Annotated in this window: 13 protein-coding genes; 5 read left to right on the plus strand and 8 right to left on the minus strand. The window is 62.0% G+C overall.

Annotated elements, in window-relative coordinates; genetic code table 11:
• Positions 1-45: 45 nt before the first annotated feature.
• Entirely contained in the window at positions 46-585 is a 540-nt protein-coding gene (locus OUZ30_RS01600; protein ID WP_266180410.1) for a MarR family transcriptional regulator, read from the plus strand.
• A 128-nt stretch (positions 586-713) separates the two neighbouring features.
• Here the strand turns inward: OUZ30_RS01600 and OUZ30_RS01605 are convergent, their stop codons facing one another.
• The 4 genes from OUZ30_RS01605 to OUZ30_RS01620 all read right to left on the minus strand — a co-directional run bounded on the left by OUZ30_RS01605 (position 714) and on the right by OUZ30_RS01620 (position 3,708).
• Positions 714-1,517 carry a radical SAM protein gene (locus OUZ30_RS01605; protein ID WP_266180411.1) on the minus strand — a complete coding sequence of 268 codons (804 nt, stop codon included), beginning with the start codon at positions 1,515-1,517 and terminating at the stop codon, positions 714-716.
• A gap of 48 nt (positions 1,518-1,565) precedes the next feature.
• Positions 1,566-2,135, minus strand: a complete 570-nt coding sequence (locus OUZ30_RS01610; RefSeq protein WP_266180412.1) for a 3'-5' exonuclease family protein — start codon at positions 2,133-2,135, stop codon at positions 1,566-1,568.
• The gene (locus OUZ30_RS01615) at positions 2,132-2,791 is read right to left on the minus strand and encodes a toprim domain-containing protein (RefSeq protein WP_266180413.1); all 660 of its coding nucleotides are present in this window, start codon (positions 2,789-2,791) and stop codon (positions 2,132-2,134) included. The genes OUZ30_RS01610 and OUZ30_RS01615 overlap by 4 nt, the downstream gene beginning before the upstream one ends.
• A 224-nt stretch (positions 2,792-3,015) precedes the next feature.
• A complete protein-coding gene (locus OUZ30_RS01620; RefSeq protein WP_266180414.1) occupies positions 3,016-3,708 on the minus strand; it encodes a TetR/AcrR family transcriptional regulator in 693 nt (230 codons plus the stop codon).
• A gap of 365 nt (positions 3,709-4,073) precedes the next feature.
• On the opposite strand from OUZ30_RS01620, the gene OUZ30_RS01625 reads away from it, so the two are divergent.
• From OUZ30_RS01625 to OUZ30_RS01635, 3 genes are all read left to right on the plus strand, one after another.
• On the plus strand, positions 4,074-4,625 hold the full coding sequence (locus OUZ30_RS01625; protein WP_266180415.1) for a 4-hydroxylaminobenzoate lyase: 552 nt from the start codon (positions 4,074-4,076) through the stop codon (positions 4,623-4,625).
• Positions 4,626-4,843: 218 nt separating this feature from the next.
• Entirely contained in the window at positions 4,844-5,461 is a 618-nt protein-coding gene (locus OUZ30_RS01630; RefSeq protein ID WP_266180416.1) for a hypothetical protein, read from the plus strand.
• Between the two features lie 868 nt (positions 5,462-6,329).
• The gene (locus tag OUZ30_RS01635) at positions 6,330-7,499 is read left to right on the plus strand and encodes a XylR family transcriptional regulator (RefSeq protein WP_266151540.1); all 1,170 of its coding nucleotides are present in this window, start codon (positions 6,330-6,332) and stop codon (positions 7,497-7,499) included.
• Positions 7,500-7,562: 63 nt separating this feature from the next.
• Here the strand turns inward: OUZ30_RS01635 and OUZ30_RS01640 are convergent, their stop codons facing one another.
• The 3 genes from OUZ30_RS01640 to OUZ30_RS01650 all read right to left on the minus strand — a co-directional run bounded on the left by OUZ30_RS01640 (position 7,563) and on the right by OUZ30_RS01650 (position 15,736).
• Complete coding sequence (locus OUZ30_RS01640; protein ID WP_266180417.1) at positions 7,563-10,085, minus strand: glycoside hydrolase family 3 C-terminal domain-containing protein; 2,523 nt, start codon at positions 10,083-10,085, stop codon at positions 7,563-7,565.
• 330 nt (positions 10,086-10,415) lie between these two features.
• The gene (locus OUZ30_RS01645) at positions 10,416-12,659 is read right to left on the minus strand and encodes a beta propeller repeat protein (protein WP_266180418.1); all 2,244 of its coding nucleotides are present in this window, start codon (positions 12,657-12,659) and stop codon (positions 10,416-10,418) included.
• Complete coding sequence (locus OUZ30_RS01650) at positions 12,659-15,736, minus strand: TonB-dependent receptor (protein WP_425601504.1); 3,078 nt, start codon at positions 15,734-15,736, stop codon at positions 12,659-12,661. The genes OUZ30_RS01645 and OUZ30_RS01650 overlap by 1 nt, the downstream gene beginning before the upstream one ends.
• 904 nt (positions 15,737-16,640) lie before the next feature.
• On the opposite strand from OUZ30_RS01650, the gene OUZ30_RS01655 reads away from it, so the two are divergent.
• On the plus strand, positions 16,641-17,363 hold the full coding sequence (locus OUZ30_RS01655; protein WP_266180420.1) for a response regulator transcription factor: 723 nt from the start codon (positions 16,641-16,643) through the stop codon (positions 17,361-17,363).
• Positions 17,364-17,397: 34 nt separating this feature from the next.
• Here the strand turns inward: OUZ30_RS01655 and OUZ30_RS01660 are convergent, their stop codons facing one another.
• Positions 17,398-18,930, minus strand: coding sequence for a sensor histidine kinase (locus tag OUZ30_RS01660; protein ID WP_266180421.1), 1,533 nt, complete (start codon positions 18,928-18,930; stop codon positions 17,398-17,400).
• Between the last annotated feature and the right edge of the window lie 128 nt (positions 18,931-19,058).

Consider the following 19,058-nt stretch of genomic DNA (forward strand, 5'->3'; position numbering starts at 1 on the left):
GATAGACAAAACGCCACGCAAACAACTTTTTCGCGCGGAGTGACTATGAACAAGCACGCGACGAATACCGGTCGCCGGACAAATGGGCGTGTGGCGCTTGCACCGCACCCCTTAGAGCACGTCAGCGAGCAAACTGCGACAGAAACGATCTACAAGGTCACGGAGGTCGCAAGATCGTTGAGGTGCGCAAGCCAACTGATGGAAAAGTGGGTGGCTATGGCTGCAGGAGCGAGTGAGCACCTGACGATGTCGCATTGGCTCGTGCTTGTTCGCCTTTCAAGTGCACCGACGTGCAAGCAGGCGGAGCTGAAATGCGACACAAAGATTTCCGCTCCGCATTTGACGAGACTGATCGATGATCTAACTCGACAAGGTCTGGTGCGCCGGCACCGCTCATCATCAGACCGCCGGCAAATCCTCCTTGCACTTACAGAACAGGGGAGGGCTGCAGCGCTTGGTCTATTGGCCTCGTTGGACCATGTCAGCGGGCCATCGCAGCTCAACGCCATCGAAGACCTTGGTACATCTCTCGAACAGTTTGTGTCGCTCGCGGCCGGTGATGGATGGTTTGGCGGTGGGGTGTAGTCCTTGAGTGAGACATACCCGAATTCGCTGCCATTACAGATCGCCAATGCGGTCTTTGTCATCGGCCTGAACGGGCCAGGGTCGGCAAGACAAGTGCATTGTTCAGCCGGTACCGGAACGCTGTCAGGTCATCTCTGAATGCTGCTGTCGGGGATGCGCTTGGGCGGTACCGTGTAGCCGGGAATGGTGTAGAGCAGGGTGTCGAGCGATTCGCTTGCACGCTCAAGCAGCACGCGGCCATCGGCTTCGACGACTGGCAGGGGTTGAGCGGAAAAGTCGAGCCAGCGCACGTCGAGACGACCGCGAAGGGTGTGCCGCAATCGGCGAACCCGTTCATGCGCTTGTGCACGTTGCGCGGGTGTCAGGCCGTATTCGCCTTGCGTCCGATAGCCGCTGCCGCGTGGGATGAAAGGCAGTACGCACCATTGCGGCACGCCTTCGGCCAGGCAGAAGTCCGCCATCCAGTCCAGTACCCATTCACCGCCGGAGACGACGGTTGTCTGTATCCCGGTGGGAATGCCAGCCATGAGCAGGGAGCGTAGATGCCGTGTAGCCAGGTCGAAGGCCGCGCGACCCACCACCGCGTCATGGTGTGCGCGATCGCCGTGCAGGCTCAACTTGACCCGGGTGCGTGCCGCACCGAGCGCCGGCAGCAGTCGATCGGGCAGCGCGATGCCATTGGTGGTGAGCCGCGAGCCACCGCCTTGGGCCCGCACATGGGCGAGCAGCTCGGGCAGGGCGGGATGGATGGTGGGTTCGCCTCCGCAGAAGTGGATAGTTCGCACGCCCTGGCCTGCCAGCCAGTCCAGTCGTTGCATCAGCACATGGGCGGGCGGGTGCGCACCATCGGGGGGAGCCAGGCAAAAGCCGCAGCGCGCGTTGCAATAGCGCGTGACGCGGAAGCAAACCATCGCTGGCAGATGCAGTTTCATGGCGACGCCGGAGCCCCCGCGTGGACGAGCCGGCTGCGCCTTGGCCGGTCAGCGCTTTCGGCTCTCGCTGAGCATGTTGCAGAACAGTGCACCCTGCTCGAGCGCGTCGTCAAGCGCCACGTGGCTGTGTGGCAGGTCGTCGAACCAGCGCCTGGGCATGGCGTTCTTGGTGCTGCGCCGATAGTCCTTGCGCAGCAGCACCATGGCCAGCGTCTTCATGTCGAGCGCGGAGAAACTGAAAGGACTATGCCCGACGAAACGGATCAAATACCAGTACACGAACATGAAGTCGAACGCTGCCGGATAGCCCACGAACACGGGTACGCCCGGCAACGCTTCCAGCCATCCTGCGTATTCCGCCATGGCGGTTTCCGGTGCGCGCAGCTCAGTGCGAGTCGCCTGCCAGGCCTCGGCGTGCTGTTGCCACCAAGTGAGCGTATCCGGGTGGCCGCATGCGCCGGGTAGCAGTTCGAGGTTCGCGGTGAAGGTGCCCAGCAGAGTCTTGTCAGCGGTATAGGCGGCCGATGCAAAGCTAAGCATCGAATGCGGGCCGGGAATCGGTCCGTCGACTTCGACATCGGTACTGACATAGATCTCGGAACGGGGACGCTCGCTCATCGGGCAGTTGTATCACGGGCCTGGATGCTCTCGCGGAGCCAGCGCGCCATGGCGGCCTGGCCGCGCTTGAGCAACGCCGTGTTCCAGTCCTTGCAATGGGATGGTGGCAACAGACGACGCGTTGCTGAGCGCGGAAGGTGCTGCATGTAATTGGCCACTTCATCCTCCCCAGGTGCATTGGCGTCGAAAGCCAGCCACACGGTCCGACTGGCACAAACTTCCGGCAGCCACGGCGCCCAGCGCCCGATCGTGGCGACGCAATCCCAGCCGCATGCCGCGAGCGACAGGGCATCGAAGATGCCTTCGACGAGGATCAGTGGCTCGCCATGCCAGCCCGCGCCGGTGCTGGCCACGCCGCCACCGGCGCCGATCGTGAACATCTTGTCCTGTCCGCGCAGGGTTTCCAAGTAACGGCCGTGCACCGAGACCAGGCGGGCTTCGCGATCGTGCATGCCGATCAGGACGGCGGGCCGCCCATTCCAGTCAGGGTCGAAGCGCATGCCTGCGGCATCGGCGATTGCCAGCGGAATCCGCCGTCGCTCGACATAGGCCTGTCCGGGCGTGCCTGATAGCGACAAAGCGCGGGCCAGCCGCTCGTGGGGTTGCTCGCCCGTGTGGGGCATGCTCGGGGGATCGCTGTGCGTATGTCGGGACATGGGTCGCCGCGCTGCCCGCCAGGGTCTGGTGTCAGTCTGAGGATCGCAGTCACTCCATTTTACAGGTACCCGGACGCAGGTCTTCGACGGCGGACGTGTGTCCGCAGGCGGCACCATGGGTGACCCAATTCGCGCAGATCGCCATGCGCGTGGACTAACTACTCCCCATTGGACTTCGACATGGTGCGGCAGAGCGGGCCCGTCGGTGTATGTCCTTGCCTCTGTTATCGGCGCGCGCGTGTTTTGGTTTTTCTGAATGCGCGCAGGAAGCTTGCGACCGCCTCATGCGCCCAGCGGTCGCGTTGCGCAGCCGAGGGGCGTGAGTTCGGGTGGGTCAGAGACTGCATCTGCGCTTCGCCTCGAACCATGTTCACGAAAAGTGCTGCGGCGGCGTTGCGCCCGACACTGCTGAAGTCGAGTTCGTTCCGCGACATGGTCCGATCGAGCAAGGTCGCGACCATCTCGTTCATGGCGCCCGGCCCGGCAATGTAAAAGCGCCTGGCCAGTTCCGGAAAACGTGGGGCTTCGGCAACGATGACCCGATACAGCGCCAGGGCCTCGGGTGACAGCACCAGGTCCAGATACGCGCGCGCCGTTTCTTCCAGAATCCATTCCAGGCCCTTGTCCGAAAACTTGAGTTTGCGCGTGGCCACAAAAAAGCATTCGCACTCAGCCTCGACCACCGCCGTAAACAGAGTCTCCTTGTTTGGATAGTGCGAATAGACCGTGGACTTGGATACGCCGGCGGCTCGCTGAATCATGTCGGTGGTCGCGGCACTGAAGCCGTGCGCGAGAAAGATCTCACGAGCTCCCGCCAGCACGGTGGCTGCCTTATCCCGCGGCGGCAAAACCGTGTATGCCGCAGGATTTGCTTCCTGGGTGGCGGTGGCGGACTTGCGGCGCGGCGAAGGGGGCATACATGGGGCAGGTAAAGGTGATGGCCTCCAGCCTATCAGCAGGCACGTACCGTACCGATCGGTATATCTGGATGACAAGGATATTGGCGTACTTTGAAGCGCTTTTATCCAAAGGCTGCTTGACTTACCGTACCGATCGGTATACTATTTATTTCGTTCCATCAGAACAGGTCCGTGAGCCATGTTGGTCGGCCGCCAGTCGGTCAAGCTTGCGATGAATGACTCCCTGCGCGTGCAAGCTTGTTGATGTCGTAGGTCGACAGTTCTGATCCCATTTGCAAAACAAGCCAGCGCGGCCACTCGACGTGGTTCCCGTTGAGGGATGGCGCGCGTGTGCATGACGCTTAATCGAAGGACTAGCTGAAATGTCTCAGATCCCATTCACCAGTAGCCAAGACGAATTTCTCGCCCGTTTGATTCCCGTGCTGCAAGAGGTCAAGGACATGACCACAAGCACGGAGGTCGAGCAATGGCTTAACTCGACATATGGTGTTGAAAGCGAGTTGTACAAAGATCTGGCGCGTCTGGTTAGCCTCGGCCTGAAAGAGGGCTGGGTGGCCGATGTTGAAATCGCGGGCTCACGTTACCGTCGCGCCCAACTCGCTGCACCTAGCGCGGAGACGTTTTTCTTCAGCATCACGGGGGTGCTGATGGACAGTACGGATAATTCCCAGGGCAACCCCGAGGACAGCTTCCGTGGCGGCTATCACTCGCACCCGTATGGCGAGATCAATTTGGTCGTGCCGCTCAATGAAGGCGCGGCGTTGGCTGGTCCAAACGGCTGGTGTTATGGCGGCTGGACCACACCGGTACCGGGAAGCCACCACTTTCCGGAAGTAAAGGGCGGCGCCGTCATCTCAATCGCTTTTCTGCCAGCTGGCCGGATCGCGTTCGACGTCAATGCGCCGTCGCGCTAAAGCATTCTGGCGTGCCCTGTAGACGTCGATCCTGTGGCGCACGCCGGTCAAACGAGTGATCGCGCGCGCTGGCCACGCTCACGGTAGGGCAGTGGTGACTGGCAACGACTCTTCCGTTGCACCGGAGAGCCCCGCGATTCTGCGAAAATGCGCATTCCCCTATCCAGCTTGGTTTGCGGGAGGCGCTGATGTCACGCTTGGAGAATCGCTCAAAGCCTATGACCGCGCTCGGCTTGCGCGCGCGCAAGGGCGGCGCCGTGGTCATCGGCATCACCATGGACAAGGGCGAGCCTCGCGTCGTCGTCTCCACGCTTCTTGAAACCTGCGCCGACGGCGACCGGCTTTCCTTTGAGCCCTACCGCGTCGCGGCCGAGATGGCGCGCGGGCCGCAGGGTGGAGTCAGCGCCGAAGCGGCGGAGGTCGTGGCGGAGGGGCGCAGGCGTCAAGAACGACTGGCAACGAACAGTCTGCGGGGGACCATCCGTCAACTGGAGGGTGCGGGGTGCAAGCCGGTCGTCGCTGCCTTGCTCGTCAATCGCGCCAGCTGGATCACGGACCTCCTCCAATACAGTCTTGCGTGGCCGGAACATGTACCCGTGGCCGAGGCCCTTGCCGTGCGCGACGCACTTCGATTCGCATGCCATCAATGCGGTATCGAGATCGCCGAGATGGACGAGAAGTCGCTACCCGATTTCGCAACCAGGAGCCTCGGCATGCCATCGACGGAGATCACGGCCCGACTGAAGGCTCTGGGCGCGCCCATTGGGAAACCCTGGCGGAAAGAACAGAAGCTTGCCTGCCTGTCCGCCTGGACCGCGGTTACAGGGCAGCGCTGAAGCCAGGGCGTAAGTCGATCCGTGGCGATGCAGAGATGGGTCCATCGCGTTCCTAGTGGATGGACTCAACCGCTGGACCTGGGAACGGCCGCGTTGAGAGCGTCTGCTTTCGAGGGCCGACTCGACCCCAAGGGTGCGTGCAAGGTCTCGCCAGTCGCCGCGCAGATGCTTCGGATGGCGTCATTGGCCCATGGTCAGCTGACAAGTGAGTCCCGAGTACGGCGGCATTCAAGCATGGAAAATGGACTGGCCCGGATATTGCGGCACGAGTGAGACGGCGCAAGGGCGGGACGACCAATCACCGAGAAAATACAAATCAAGACGGCGATGGCCGAGCGAGCGCTTTTCTTTGCGCCAGGGGCTACGGGAACACACCAATGCGCGACCATGTCATGTGGCTAATGGCAGTGTTTACTTAGCGGTCGAACATCGATAATCGCGTCCACTGAAAAGCTGCACATGAAAGAACGCCCAAGACACTGACCCGGGGCTCGTGGCGAGCGAGTACGAGTCTTCGATGGCTTGGGCACACCCCCGCATGAGTTGGCCATTCCCAATCGCGCCCGGATAGCTCGGGGCTGGCTAGTCGGAAAGAGGCTGACGCAACCGTACCGCGCGACAGTCGCCAGGCAAGAATGTTTTAAAGTATGTGTTCCGAACTCATGCACGATTTGCGTTGCCCTGCGCTAATTGCGAAGACTAATTCTGCCCGTGATCGCGCGAGTCGCAGGAGACCAGTAAGAAAATATATCAATAGGACTTTTGACCTATTTTCGTTGATGCGCCGCAGCGTGTCGCTGGTCGATTAATCCGTTACGTTTTGGAGGGTAATACTCGTCGTAATCAGGTTGCTTATGTAACGGTCCCTATGTCTCCTCATCGCATCGCACTCCTCTTCAATGCCAACAAGGTTTATGACCGGCAGGTGATCGCCGGTATCGGGCAATACATCACGTGCACGCGCGTGAAGTGGGACCTGTTCATGGAAGAGGACTTCCGCAGCCGCACGGTCGGCATTCGCCAATGGCGTGGGGACGGCATCATTGCCGATTTCGACGATCCGATGGTGGCCGAGGCGGCGTCGGCCCTGTCCATTCCGGTCGTGGCCGTGGGTGGTTCCTACGCCGACGAATCGCACTATCCGGCGGGCATTCCCTATGTAGCCACCGATAATCAGAAGCTGGTGCAGCTGGCCTACGATCAACTGATCGAGCACGGCCTGCAACGCTTCGCCTTCTTTGGCAAACCGCCTTCGCCGGACAACCGCTGGGCGCACGAACGGGAGATGTGGTTTCGTCGTCTCGCTGCCGCGGACGGCCTGGAAGGCTTTGTCTACCACGGCTCGCCCACCAGTGCCGGCGGTTGGGGTCGCGCCCAGGAAGAGGTCGCCGAGTGGGTGGGTTCGCTGCCCAAGCCGATCGGTATCATCGCCGCCACCGATGCCCGCGCGCGGCAGCTGCTACAGGCATGCATCGTGGCCGACGTACCGGTGCCGGAGCAGGTGGCCATCGTCGGCATCGACAATGATCCCATCGTGCAGATGCTCAGCTGCATCCGGCTCAGCTCGGTGATCCAGGGCGCGGAAGAAATGGGCCGCACCGCGGCGCAATTGCTGCACCAGATGTTGCATGGCGGCGACTACTCCGCCACGCGCGTGCTGGTGCCGCCGGCAGGCATCAATGTGCAGGCCAGCAGCCAGTACCAGTGCATTCGCAGCCCGCACGTGATGCGTGCGCGCCACTACATTCGTCAATACGCCTGCATGGGCATCAAGACCGAACAGGTGGCCTGCTACGCCGGCATTTCACGCACCTCGCTGGAAGAGCATTTCAAGCGGGAGCTGAAGAAGTCCGTGCATCAGGTGATCCTGGACCACAAGCTGGAAACCGCGCGGCACATGCTGGCCAATCCGCTGGTATCGCTGTCCGACGTGGCCGTGCGCAGCGGGTTTACCTCGTTGCAATACATGTACGCGGTGTTCCGGCGTGAGTTCAACTGCACGCCGAAGCAGTATCTGGAACAGCTGCGGGCGTCGTAAGACGCGTGCGTCGCCCCGGCCTTGGCCGGGGCGAATGGCTGGCCACCAGCTATCAGATGGGCGCTATGGCGCCAGCGACAGTTCCGCCGTCAGCGGGGTGTCATCGGAAGCATCGCCCACGTAGAGCTTGAACATGCCCGGGTCGACCTTCCAGCCATGGCTGGCCACGTCGTAATAGGCAAACGCGCGTCGATCGAGCTTCAGCGTCACATGCTGCGTCTTGCCCGGGGCCAGGCGCACTTTCTGGTACGCCTTCAATTCACGCGCCGGCCGCGCCGCCTTGGCGGATGGATCGCCCACATACAACTGGGCCACGTCGGCGGCGTCCACCTTGCCCGTGTTGGTAAGGTCGAACGATACGCTGACGTTGTCCTGCGCATCCGGCTTGCTCACGCTGAGGTGGGCAAAGGCGAACGTGCTGTAGGAGAGGCCGTGGCCGAAGGCGAACAGGGGCTGCGTCTGCTCGGGGTGGCTGGTGTACCAGCGATAACCGAGGAACACGCCTTCCTGGTAGGCCACGTCGAATGGCTGGCCGAAGGTGAATGACTTGGGTTCATACCCGGCATGCGCGGGATTGTCCGCGATATCGCGCTCGAAGCTGATCGGCAGCTTGCCTTCCGGCGAATGCTGGCCGAACAGGACCTGCGCGATCGCGGTGCCGCCTTCCTGGCCTGGGTACCAGGTTTGCAGCAAGGCGGGTACCTGGTCCAGCCAGCGATGGCTTGCATAGCCGCCGCCGGACGTCACCGTCACCACGGTTTTCGGATTGGCTGCTGCCACCGCTTCGATCAGCGCGTCCTGGCCCCATGGCAAATCGTAGCTGCGATCGAACGCCTCGCTTTCCGAGGCGGGATCGAAGCCGACCGCGACGATCGCCGCATCAGCCTGTTTCGCCATTTTTCGTGCATCGGCGGAAATCATGTCATCGACGGCGACCACGCCAAAACCCATGCGGCTGTAATCGACGTCGGGCTTGTAGTCGAGTCGGATCGTCACGGGCTGGTTGGCGTGCAGCGCCAGCGTGGCATACCGCGGCGCCTGGCCTTCGCGGTGCGGCTGTTCGATGGCCGGCTTGCCGTCGACATAAAGCGTGTAGGTGTCTTCGCTGGCGGCGGCGGTGAGGAACAGGTACTTGCCATCCCGCACCGGTGTGAAGCGACCGCTCCAGCGCATGCTCTTGCGTTGCTTGGCCGGGCTGGTCCACAGCTCCGACTTCCACTGGTCGACATGCGCATCGATGCTGGTCGCGGGCGTGCCGGCGAAGCCGTCGTTGGCGAACACGTCCTTGCGCAGGCCGGTTTCGCCGTGGGGCCCGGTGAACTGGCCCTGCTTGAAGACGTCCATCGGCGCGGGCAGGCCGCGGGTGTACAGCACCGTCACCTTGTCGCCCAGCAAGTGACGGATGCCATCCAGGATGCTTTGCGCGTGAAACGTATCCACATGTGAACTGCCGCCGGCGCCGGCAATGGCCGGATCGGCGTCGGGTCCGATCACCGCGATGGTCTTGATTGCGCGGGCATCCAGCGGGAGCACCTGATGCTCGTTCTTCAGCAGGGTGAGGCTTTCCAGCGCATTCTGCAGCGCCACCTTGTCGTTCTCTGCACTGTCGGGCGGCAGGCTGGAAACGGTCTGCTCGCGATCAAGAAAGCCGAAGCGCACGGCGGTGCGCAGGATGCGGCGAACTTTGTCGTCGAGTTCGGCTTGCGTCAGCGTGCCGTCCTTGAGCCTGGCCGCGATCAGGCCGGCATTCATCAGTTCCGCATTGGGCATTTCCAGGTCCAGCCCGGCCTTGAACGCTTTCGCGCCATCGTGCACGGCACCCCAGTCGGACATCAGCAGACCGTCGAAGCCCCATTGTTGCTTCAGGATATCGGTGAGCAGCAGCTGGCTTTCGGAGGTGTAGTCGTGATTGAGCAGGTTGTAGCTGCTCATCACCGCGCCTACGTGGCCTTGCCGCACGGCCATCTCGAAGGCCGGCAGGTAGATTTCATGCAGGGTGCGTTCGTCGATGAGGCTATCGACGTGACGACGATCGTATTCGGAGTTGTTGGCGGCGTAGTGCTTGACCGTGGCGACCACGCCCTGGCTCTGGATGCCATCGATCAGGCCGACGGCCGTGCTGCCGGACAGCAGCGGGTCCTCGCCGAAATATTCCATGTTGCGGCCGTTGAGCGGCGAGCGGTACATGTTCACACCGGGGCCGAGGATGAAGTGCACGCCGCGCGCACGCGCATCGCGGCCCATGGCCTCGCCCACGCGCTCGGCCAGTGCCGGATCCCACGTTGCCGCCAGCCCGATGCCGGCCGCATAGGCGGTGGATTTTCCGAACACGCGCACGCCATACGGGCCGTCGGACATCTTCAGCGGCGGCAGGCCGATGGTCGGCTGCGCGATGGTGTAGAAGTTGTCCTTGCCGCCGATCAGCTGCAGTTTCTGTTCGAGCGAGAGCTTGGCCAGCAGTCCATCCACGCGGCGTTCAATGCCGGCGTTGTCTGGCGTCGGCGCTGCGCCTGCGCAGGCAAGCGGCTGGATCAGCATCGCGAGGCTCAACGACAACAGTGCGGGTTTCAGCCAGGACTTGCGCATGGAATGCCTTTCAATGAGAGGTGGGGGTCAGTAGCGCCAAGCTGGAACATGCCGACGGACAACAGCCCGATTAAGTGGCGCCATGGCCGATACATGTATTTGCCCACTCGGCGCCCGTTCAAATTTTCCGGATCAGGGCCGGAAGCTCCCTAGACGTTGGCTTCTACGGAGTCGCCATCCCAGTTCCCTCACCGTCATCCCCGCGAAAGCGGGGATCCAGTGACTTTTGCTCTTGCGCCACGTTGAACCAAAGGCCAAAGGCACTGGATCCCCGCTTTCGCGGGGATGACGACTTTGGAAGGGGGCCGCAGATTCCTCACACTTACAGACTCAGGGTCTCTCGGCTTTGGCAGGATCGCCGTAGACAATGCCGCGCCCGCTGGTGCCGAAATACACACGGCCAAACAGGCGCGGATCGCCGGTGATCATGCTGATCTCGCCGTAACGATGGGCGTCATCGTCGATGCGCAGCCAATGCTGGCCTTCGTCGATGGAGCGAAAGATGCCCGCTTCACCGTTACGCGTGCCGGCTGCGTACAGCGTCGCCTGAGATCGACCGGGCGCCGGCATGCCAAAGCCGAAGGCGTCCACGCTGCTCAATTCGCGGGTGCTGGCCAGACGCGCCCCCGTGTCGTTGCCGAGGACGAGTCCCTCGTGGCTGGACAGATAAAACTGCCCAGCCACGTCCGGCGAGGCGTGCAGGCGCAGATGCGAGGCCGAGCCCGCGAACGCGCCCAGGTCGCCGTGGATCGGCTGAAAGTGTGCGCCGCCATCGCGGCTGACAAACAGCGTTTTCTGCGCCGCGTCGACCGCGTAAAAGCGCTGTGGGTCGAGACGATCGGCGACCACGTGTAGATGCCCTTCCAGACCGTCGGTCGTCTGCCAGTGTTGGCCGAAGTCAGCGGTGAGATAGCCGTGCTTCGCTTCGCGCGGGAACCACAGCACATGCCCCGCGTCCGCCGCGATGGCGATGCTGCCGCCGCCTTCACCTTCCATGTTGGCGGGTTCGTTGGCGAAGGCCTGCCAATGGTTGCCGCCATCGGTGGAGTAGGCCGCGCGGACAGCCGGCTGCGAAGGCTGGCGTAGCCAGCCGCTGCGCACGATCACGTCGGGCTTGCCGCCCGCGTAGTCAACGTCGTCGGCATCCGTGTAGCGCGGTGGAGTGGCGAACTGCGGCGGCGCCACCTCGAGTTCATCGTGGCGGTAACCGTCCAGGTCGTACATCGCGCTGATCAGGTGGGCACCGGCGGATGGACTGATGATGGCCTTGGGGACGATCTCCTCCAGGCCTTGATCGAGGAATTGCCAGTGCACCGTGCCGCCGTGGTCGAGTTGGCCCAGGTCGTTCGCAGCCCATACGCCGTAACCGGTGACGAACCATGCGCGGTCGGCGTCATGCGGGTCGATGGCGATGGAGGCAATCCAGTGCGGCGTGTGTTCCTTTAACCAGACCGGGTGTTCGGTATCGAACTGCGAGTGCGCAAAGACCTCCTGCCAATGCTGGCCGCCATCCGTGCTGCGGAACAGCAGATCCTTTGGCGTGTAATGCCCGAACGTGGCGGTCATCACCACTTGCGGGTTCTTCGCATCGACCGCCACGCCGTCCCAGCCATAGCCGCTGGGGTGGCCCGCCGCGCGGGGCAGTGGCGTGATGTCGGTCCACTGGCCGTCCGCAGGCGTGTATTTCCACACCGCGCCATCGTGCACGCTGTCCGGTCCGGGTTCGTCGCCGAAGGTGAGGTAATAGGCGCCATCGCCAGCGCGCAGCATGTGGTGAGGACGCAGGCCGTCGGGCTGGCCTGCGACCGCACTCCAGCTCTGGCCGCCATCGGTGGAGTGATAGAGGCTGGTGTCTTGGGTGGAGACGCCGGCGTACAAGCTGCGGCTAGGGTGTCCGGGCCTGCCGCTGGTCGGATCAAACACCACGAACACGATGCCTACCGGCTGCGCGCGCGTGGCGTGGGTAGCGTGGGTGCCGGCGCTGGTGGCGATGGCGGGGAAACCGTCCACTTTCGCCCAGTGCGCGCCATGGTCCGCGCTGCGCCACAGGCCGGCGGTGCGCGAACCGAGGAACAAAATGCGCCCGTCGTTCGGATCGACCGCGAGCCGTTCACCGTTGTTGCGGCCCTGCTCATTGCCGCCCATCGGAAACGGCAGGTCGCTGCGGGTGAAATGGGAGCCGCGATCGGTGGAAATCAGTACCGCGCCGTTGCCGGCTGCGGGGAAGGTATAGGTGCCGGTCAGCAGGTAAAGCCGCTTGGCGTCACGCGGATCGACGGCGAGGCTGTCCACGCCGTAGAGATTATTGTCGCCAGCGGGAAGCCAGTCCTGCAGTGGCGTCCACTGCGCACGCGCCTGGTCCCAGCGATACGCGCCGCCCACATCGGTGCGCGCATAGAGCAAGCCATTGGCGGCGGGGTGGTAGAGCAAGCCGCTGACAAAGCCACCGCCACCCATGCGGACATTGGCATAGCGGTACGAAACGGCACCGTCGCTTGCATGCGTAGGCATGCAAGCGACGGTGAGCAGACAGGCAAGCATCCAGCGGCTTGCCTTGTTCGCCTGAGCGAGCATTAGAACGTGCCGCGGAACACGAGCTCGTAACGACGATCGTTCTGGAAGATCGCGCGGGTGTACAGGTTCGGATCCACCGTGCCATTGACATAGGTGGAGGGACCCATCAGCACGCGCGTGGTCGTGTTGGTGAGGTTGTTCATCTGCAAGCCGATCTGCAGATTCTTGTTGATCTTGTAGAACACCGAGGCGTCGAGCGTGCCAGCCGAATCGTTCCACATGGGCAGGTAGGTGTCACCCGAATCCTCGGCCGTGATCAGGTAGCGGCTGCGCCACGACCAGGCCACGCGTGCGGACCACTTGCTGTACTCGTACATGCCGATCAGGTTGTAGCTGTTCTTCGACAGGCCGGCCATCGGCAGCGGCGGGTTGGTGACGACGAAATTCGCGCCGCACGAACCGTTGGCATGGTCGGGATCACACGAGGTGGTGCCGGAGATCTTGCTGCTGTTGAGGTAGGTGTAGTTGGCCTGGAAGCCCAGGCCCTTCCATGCACCCGGCAGGAAGTCGAAGAACTGCGAGTAACCTGCCTCGGCGCCCCTCACGCGACCCGTACCAGCGTTCTGCGGACCGGTGACCGCGAACTCCTGGCCGCTGATGTTCTCGGTAGTGATTTCGTTGGTGATGTAGTTCTTGATTTCCTTGTAGAACACCGTCGTGTACAGCATGCCGGTCGGTGCGAAATACCATTCCAGCGCGGAGTCGAACTGGTTGGCCTCCATCGGCTTCAGGTTCGGATTGCCGCCGGTGCTGGCAGTCCAGCCGGTGATGGTCGGCTCCTGGCCTGCCGGACCACCCCACGAAGCACCGAGCTTCATGTACGAGTTGAGCTGGGTGATATCCGGGCGTGTCATCGCCTTCGACGCGGCCAGGCGCAGCTGCAGATCGTCGGTCAGCTTGAAGCGGAGGTTCAGGCTGGGCAGCAGGTTGTGGTAACTGCCCTTGCCATCGATCGGTACATAGGCGCCGCTGAACAAGGCCAGCTGTGCCGGCGTCAGGTTGGCCGTGCTGCCGCTGATATTGCTTGCCGCGGGATACTGGATGGAGCCATTGGAACGCACGTCGGTATTGACGAAGCGCAGGCCGATGTTGCCGTCGAAGGGAACGCCCAGCGCGGTGTCATTGCCGAAGTAGAGCGAGGCGTAAGCGGCCTGCGTCTTTTCGTTCAGGTGGTTGTCTTCCCCAGCCAGCCCCGGAACCTGTGCCTGCCAACCACCGGCGGCCTCGATCGCATACAGCTGCTGAATCGCCGCCTTGTAGTTGCTCACCAGCGCATTGCTGGGGAACCACAACGTGTTCGGCAGGTTCGCGCCGCGGTAGAAGTTGGACATCGTGTACTGCTCGGTCATCGACGACGGGATCTGGTTGAACCAGTCCAGGCCCGTCGACGTGTAACCGGAGGTCTTCCAGATCTGGCTGATCGGGCCCCAGTTGTAGCCACTGCTGGTGTTGTTGCTCTCGGCATCACGATCGGTGAAACGCACGCCGACACGGAAGAACTGCAGCCAGCTGCTGTCCTGGAAGTTGTATTCCAGGTCTGTGCGAATCGTGCGCTGCTCGGCGTAGTCCTTCTCCAGGTGGTCCATCGCCGCACCCAGGTAATAGTTGCCCTTGTTGGCGAGGTAGCTGGGATCGGACAGGGTCAGGCTGGGCGTGCCGACCACGCTCACGTTCGCTGGCGGCATGTAGAACTGGCCGAATACCGAGAAATCCGTCATGTCGCTGGTCGACTTGACGAGCTGCACGTCGGCCGTCAGCAGCATGTGATCGTTGATGTTGTACTTCATCCCGTTCGACCAGTCCGTGGTGCGGGTGAACTGGGTCTGGATACGGTTATCGGTGTAGTAGTTCACATAACCGTTGGGAATACCTATCGACGACGGGCCGCGCCATGCGTCGGACGCCATGGTGCCGCTCTGGAAGATGCCCTGGCTGTTGTAGTTGAACTCGGTACCGGGTGCAGGCAGGACGTTGTTGTAGGCGCTCTCGTTCGTCTGCACATTGTGCTGGTCCCACTGCAGGTTGTAGTCCGAGCGGAAGAACTGGGAGGTGAACTCAAGATCGTTGGTCGGACGCCACTGCAAGGCGCCGTACAGGCCGATGCGACGGCGCTGCATCTGCATTTCCAGCCAGTTGATGTCGCCAGGCACGTAGACCGTGCTGGTGGGCGAGCCGGCGGCGATGTTCGGGGCGTAATAGGCCGTATCGGTCGCATTGGGACGCATGACGTACGGGTTGGTCTGGATGCCGTCGTTGCGCGACGCCAGTTCCGAGTAGGACACGTCGACGATCGCGCCGATTTCGCCGAGGTCCTCGGTCTTCCAGCGGTCGCTGTAGAGGAACGAAGCCGACGGCTTGCTCTTCTGCGCCATGTCCCCTTCGTTGATGCCGGTGGAGAAGCTGACCACCTGGCCCGGATTGTCGAACGGCATGCGTGTGCGCAGGTTCACCGTGCCGCCGATGCCGCCTTCGGTGATTTCCGCCGACGGATTCTTGTATACGTCCACGCCTGCCATCAATTCAGCCGGCACGTCCTCGAAGCCGAGCGCGCGGCCGTTGTTGGCCGAGAAGCTGTCGCGGCCATTGAGCTGGCTGGCCACGTAGGGCAAACCACGGATCAGTACGCCGCTGCCTTCAGCGGACGGATGGTCCGGGTCATTGTCGGCCAGGAAGTGATCCACCGTCACGCCGCTGATGCGCTGCAGGGTTTCGGTCACGCTGCGGTCGGGCAGGGCGTTCATGTCCGTCGCGGTGACGGAATCGACGATCTGGCTCGCGTTCTGCTTCAGCGACTGCGCCGTCTCCAGGCTGGCGCGGATGCCGGTGACCGTCACGCCATCGAGATTCTTGACGTCTTTCTGCTCGCCGTCCTTCTTCTTCTTCGCATCGGTCTTTGCATCGGACTTGGCCGGTGCCTGCGTCGTGGTACCCGTCGTCTGGCTAGCGTCCTGCGCCAGGGCGATGGTCGGCGCATACATGAGTGCCAGGCCCAGGGCGACGGCGGCCGTCAGTCGACGGCTGGACAGCGACACGGTGGAGGACAGGTACGCGCCATCCTGCAACACCGAAGTTTGCATCTTGCTCTTCATTCTTGGATCACTCCCCCAGCATGTGTAATGTCGCCGATGACTCGCGCCCTTCGGCTTATTTTTTTTCATCACGACGCCAGCCCGGTCCGCAAGATCTTGCAACGCGGTCCCCATTACCCGGTCTTAGGCGTTTGCGTAGTGAATAGGACGGAGTGCCTATAAACAATTACGAAATTGCTGGCCGTCTTTAATGATTCTTCGTTTGCAGTCGCCGCAATCAAGCGTTTGAATCCGACCCGCGTTTGCGCGATCGCGTCCCTGCAGGGCAATTCATTCCGTTCGTGGTGGATTATCCCAGCCTCGGGCGGCGGTGGGGGAGCTGCCTTGAGGTGCGCCCAGACGGTGACTGGGGCGTCTTGGCAAGGGGGGGGCATCAGCGCCGGCTGACGACCATGTCCCCACCTGGCACGCGACCGTAGGACGCGCTGCCGGTGGTCAAGAGGTGGTCAACCTGTACTTCCGTGCTGGGCCTTCCGCTTCAGCTTTGTGCGGGTGACCCGGTGGCTTGCTGCTCATGAATATCTCCCTCGCTGCCGGAAAACAAGGCTCCTTGGTGCCCACCAGAGGCTGCTGGAAGCATCTCGCCCGGAACGCCATCGATGGTGCTCTCCGAGTGACGGGCCGCTCCAATGGCGGGGGGCGGGCGCCGTGGTCTACGAATGGTTTGGTCGACCCGCGGGCAAAAGTTGTACTCTCAACCAGTGGTTGCCCTTTTGGAGCAGCGCGAGCACGGTTCGTTACCTGGACTTGGCTTTGCATGCTGCTCTGATGCGCACCCGTCATGGGTAGCAGGGGTTACTGGCGGCCATTCAATCGGCACGGACGAGCAGGGCAGAGGCGTGGTCTCGACCATCTATCACTCGTCAGTGACAGTTCGATCTTGAGGTGTGTTGTGGCTGCGTCGATCAATCAGCTCAATTCGGCCGATACGGCGAGACCATTACGGCTCGTCTTGCTCGAGGATGACGACTTGCTGCGCGATCGGGTGCTCGCGCCGAAATTGCGCCAGTTCGGCTTCGACGTCGTCACGGCGGGCAGCATGGCCGAGATGCGCAAGGTGATGGCGGGCATCCATCCCGACATCATCGTGTTGGATATCGGCCTACCCGATATCGACGGTTTTGAAGTGGCGCGCAAACTGCGGGTAGATATTCCCAATGCCGGTATCGTGATGCTCACCGGGCGGTCAGAAAACACGGATCGAGTGCGCGGACTGTCGGAAGGAGCGGATGCCTACCTATCCAAGCCTGCCGAGATCGATGTGCTGGTAGCGACCCTGCATAGCGTGGCGCGGAGGTTGAAGCCGTCGGCTCGCACGGTAGAAGACAAATGGCGTTTGAGCGCAGATGCCTGGCTTCTGTTCTCGCCTTCCGGTGGTCGGGTGACCTTGACCAAGACAGAGCGGCAACTGATGGAAATGCTCATGCGCCATCGCAATCAAGTCATCTTGAGAGAATCCCTGATAGGCGTGCTAACGGACGATGTCAGCACGTTTGACCCCCATCGTCTTGATTCGTTGGTTCATCGCTTGCGCCGAAAAGTACTCGCGACGATAGGTGAGTCCTTGCCGCTGGATGCCGCGCATGGCACGGGATATCTGCTGGCCGTGGAATGATTCTGGCTATCGTCACTTCGCACGCCCCTTTCGCTTAAGCCGAAGACAGCAGGCTACGCAGATCGTTGTCGTCATCGATCAAGAGGGCCCAGGCATGCTCTTCAGCTTCCGACACGCCCGGCTCGGAGCTCGCCGCAGACGCCGTCGCCATGGGCAGTCGTATGCGGAAGACTGAGCCCTTGCCAGGTTCACTCTCTATACGTATGTCGCCATTAGCGCGCTGAATCAGGTCGTAGACCACGCTAAGGCCAAGCCCCGTGCCGCTTCCTATCGGCTTGGTGGTAAAAAAAGGTTCGAAGATCTTGGCCTTGGTGCTCGCCGACATGCCCGTTCCCGTGTCCAGAATAGACAGGATCACATCGCTGCCTTCTCGTTCGGCGGAAAGCGTGCATGCGCCTCCGCTTGGCATGGCGTCTCGAGCGTTGGCCGTCAGGTTAATGATGGCGAGCGCGAACTGGCTGCGATCAAAACGGATAAGAAGCTGGCTGTCGGGGACTCGTATGTCCAAGAGGATCGACGGTGGTAGCAGCTGCCTGAGAAGAGGGTGAAGCTCGTGTATGGCCGAGGCGATGTCGAACGTTTCCGCATGGGTGGCGTCGCGGCGGCTGAAGTTGAGAAGCTTGCGGCAAACGGTCGTGCCGCGGCGCGCGGCAAGCTCGATGCCTTCCATGGCGTCTGCCGTGATCTGTACGTCTTCATCGGATAAGGCGTCGGCCGTGGTCAGGCGATCTCGCTCCGTGGAAAACCCTAGAATGATGCCAAAGACATTGTTCAGATCATGGGTGATACCGCTTGCAAGCTTGCCCACGGCATCCATTTTCTGGGCATGCAGGAGCTGTTCCTGGGCCCGCCCACGTTCTGTTATCTCCCAACTCAACTGCCGGCGTTGCGCGTTCGCCTCGGCGAGGCTCTGCCGCAATGCATTCACACTGCGATCCAGGATGACGGTGATCAGCAGATAACTCATCAGGGCGCGCAGCGGCAGTGAGTTATACGCCTCGACGAGCCAGGGCATGACGTGGGGAATGGAAGCGATTTTTGTTGGCGCGATACTTATGATCAAGACAACCGCCTCGGCGGCGTACGTGATCCATAGCGCGCGTCGACCGAGCATCATGCCGCTCAAGGCCAGGACCATGATCAAGGTGATGCTGCCATCGGTGGCGCGGTAGCCGAACGCGGCATAGGCCAATGCGCCGGAGCACAATATGACGGCAAGGTATAAAGACACCGCCGGCCTGAATCTACCCGTGCGTATCAGATACAGGCCCAACCATGCCACCGCCGTCATCGCCAGGTCGGTTCCCAGATCAACGGCAATGGCCATTCGCGTGCCCGTGCGGGCCTTGCTGTAGAAGCGTTCGTAAAGGTATGGCCAATGGAACGATGCCAAATACAGCTTGTTCAGAGGGGTACGAAGGCCCTCGAATAGCAGTAGCCACTGCATGAAGAGTGCATTGCGGCGATCGACCGGATCATCTACGGGTATGCGGTCGATCCAGGCGCGGAGACGTGCAAGCATAAGTTCGTTCTTCTGAGATGTCGCGGATGCATGGATGCCGTTCATGCCCCTTGTGTTTGTTGAATTGGCCGGGGCACGGTGGCTGACTGCCCATAGTACTGATAGCCAATCCGGCGAAGAGTTAAGTGAGGGAGCTTGCTTTTTCGGTCCCTCTCCGCTTCCGGTCGTCGGCG

Source organism: Dyella humicola, assembly GCF_026283945.1.
Classification (GTDB): Bacteria; Pseudomonadota; Gammaproteobacteria; order Xanthomonadales; family Rhodanobacteraceae; genus Dyella; species Dyella humicola.

Coding starts and splice junctions, on each gene's coding strand:
- OUZ30_RS01600 (WP_266180410.1), top strand. CDS start 46: ATGAACAAGCACGCGACGAATACCGGTCGCCGGACAAATGGGCGTGTG.
- OUZ30_RS01605 (WP_266180411.1), bottom strand. CDS start 1,517: ATGAAACTGCATCTGCCAGCGATGGTTTGCTTCCGCGTCACGCGCTAT.
- OUZ30_RS01610 (WP_266180412.1), bottom strand. CDS start 2,135: ATGAGCGAGCGTCCCCGTTCCGAGATCTATGTCAGTACCGATGTCGAA.
- OUZ30_RS01615 (WP_266180413.1), bottom strand. CDS start 2,791: ATGTCCCGACATACGCACAGCGATCCCCCGAGCATGCCCCACACGGGC.
- OUZ30_RS01620 (WP_266180414.1), bottom strand. CDS start 3,708: ATGCCCCCTTCGCCGCGCCGCAAGTCCGCCACCGCCACCCAGGAAGCA.
- OUZ30_RS01625 (WP_266180415.1), top strand. CDS start 4,074: ATGTCTCAGATCCCATTCACCAGTAGCCAAGACGAATTTCTCGCCCGT.
- OUZ30_RS01630 (WP_266180416.1), top strand. CDS start 4,844: ATGACCGCGCTCGGCTTGCGCGCGCGCAAGGGCGGCGCCGTGGTCATC.
- OUZ30_RS01635 (WP_266151540.1), top strand. CDS start 6,330: ATGTCTCCTCATCGCATCGCACTCCTCTTCAATGCCAACAAGGTTTAT.
- OUZ30_RS01640 (WP_266180417.1), bottom strand. CDS start 10,085: ATGCGCAAGTCCTGGCTGAAACCCGCACTGTTGTCGTTGAGCCTCGCG.
- OUZ30_RS01645 (WP_266180418.1), bottom strand. CDS start 12,659: ATGCTCGCTCAGGCGAACAAGGCAAGCCGCTGGATGCTTGCCTGTCTG.
- OUZ30_RS01650 (WP_425601504.1), bottom strand. CDS start 15,736: ATGCAAACTTCGGTGTTGCAGGATGGCGCGTACCTGTCCTCCACCGTG.
- OUZ30_RS01660 (WP_266180421.1), bottom strand. CDS start 18,930: ATGAACGGCATCCATGCATCCGCGACATCTCAGAAGAACGAACTTATG.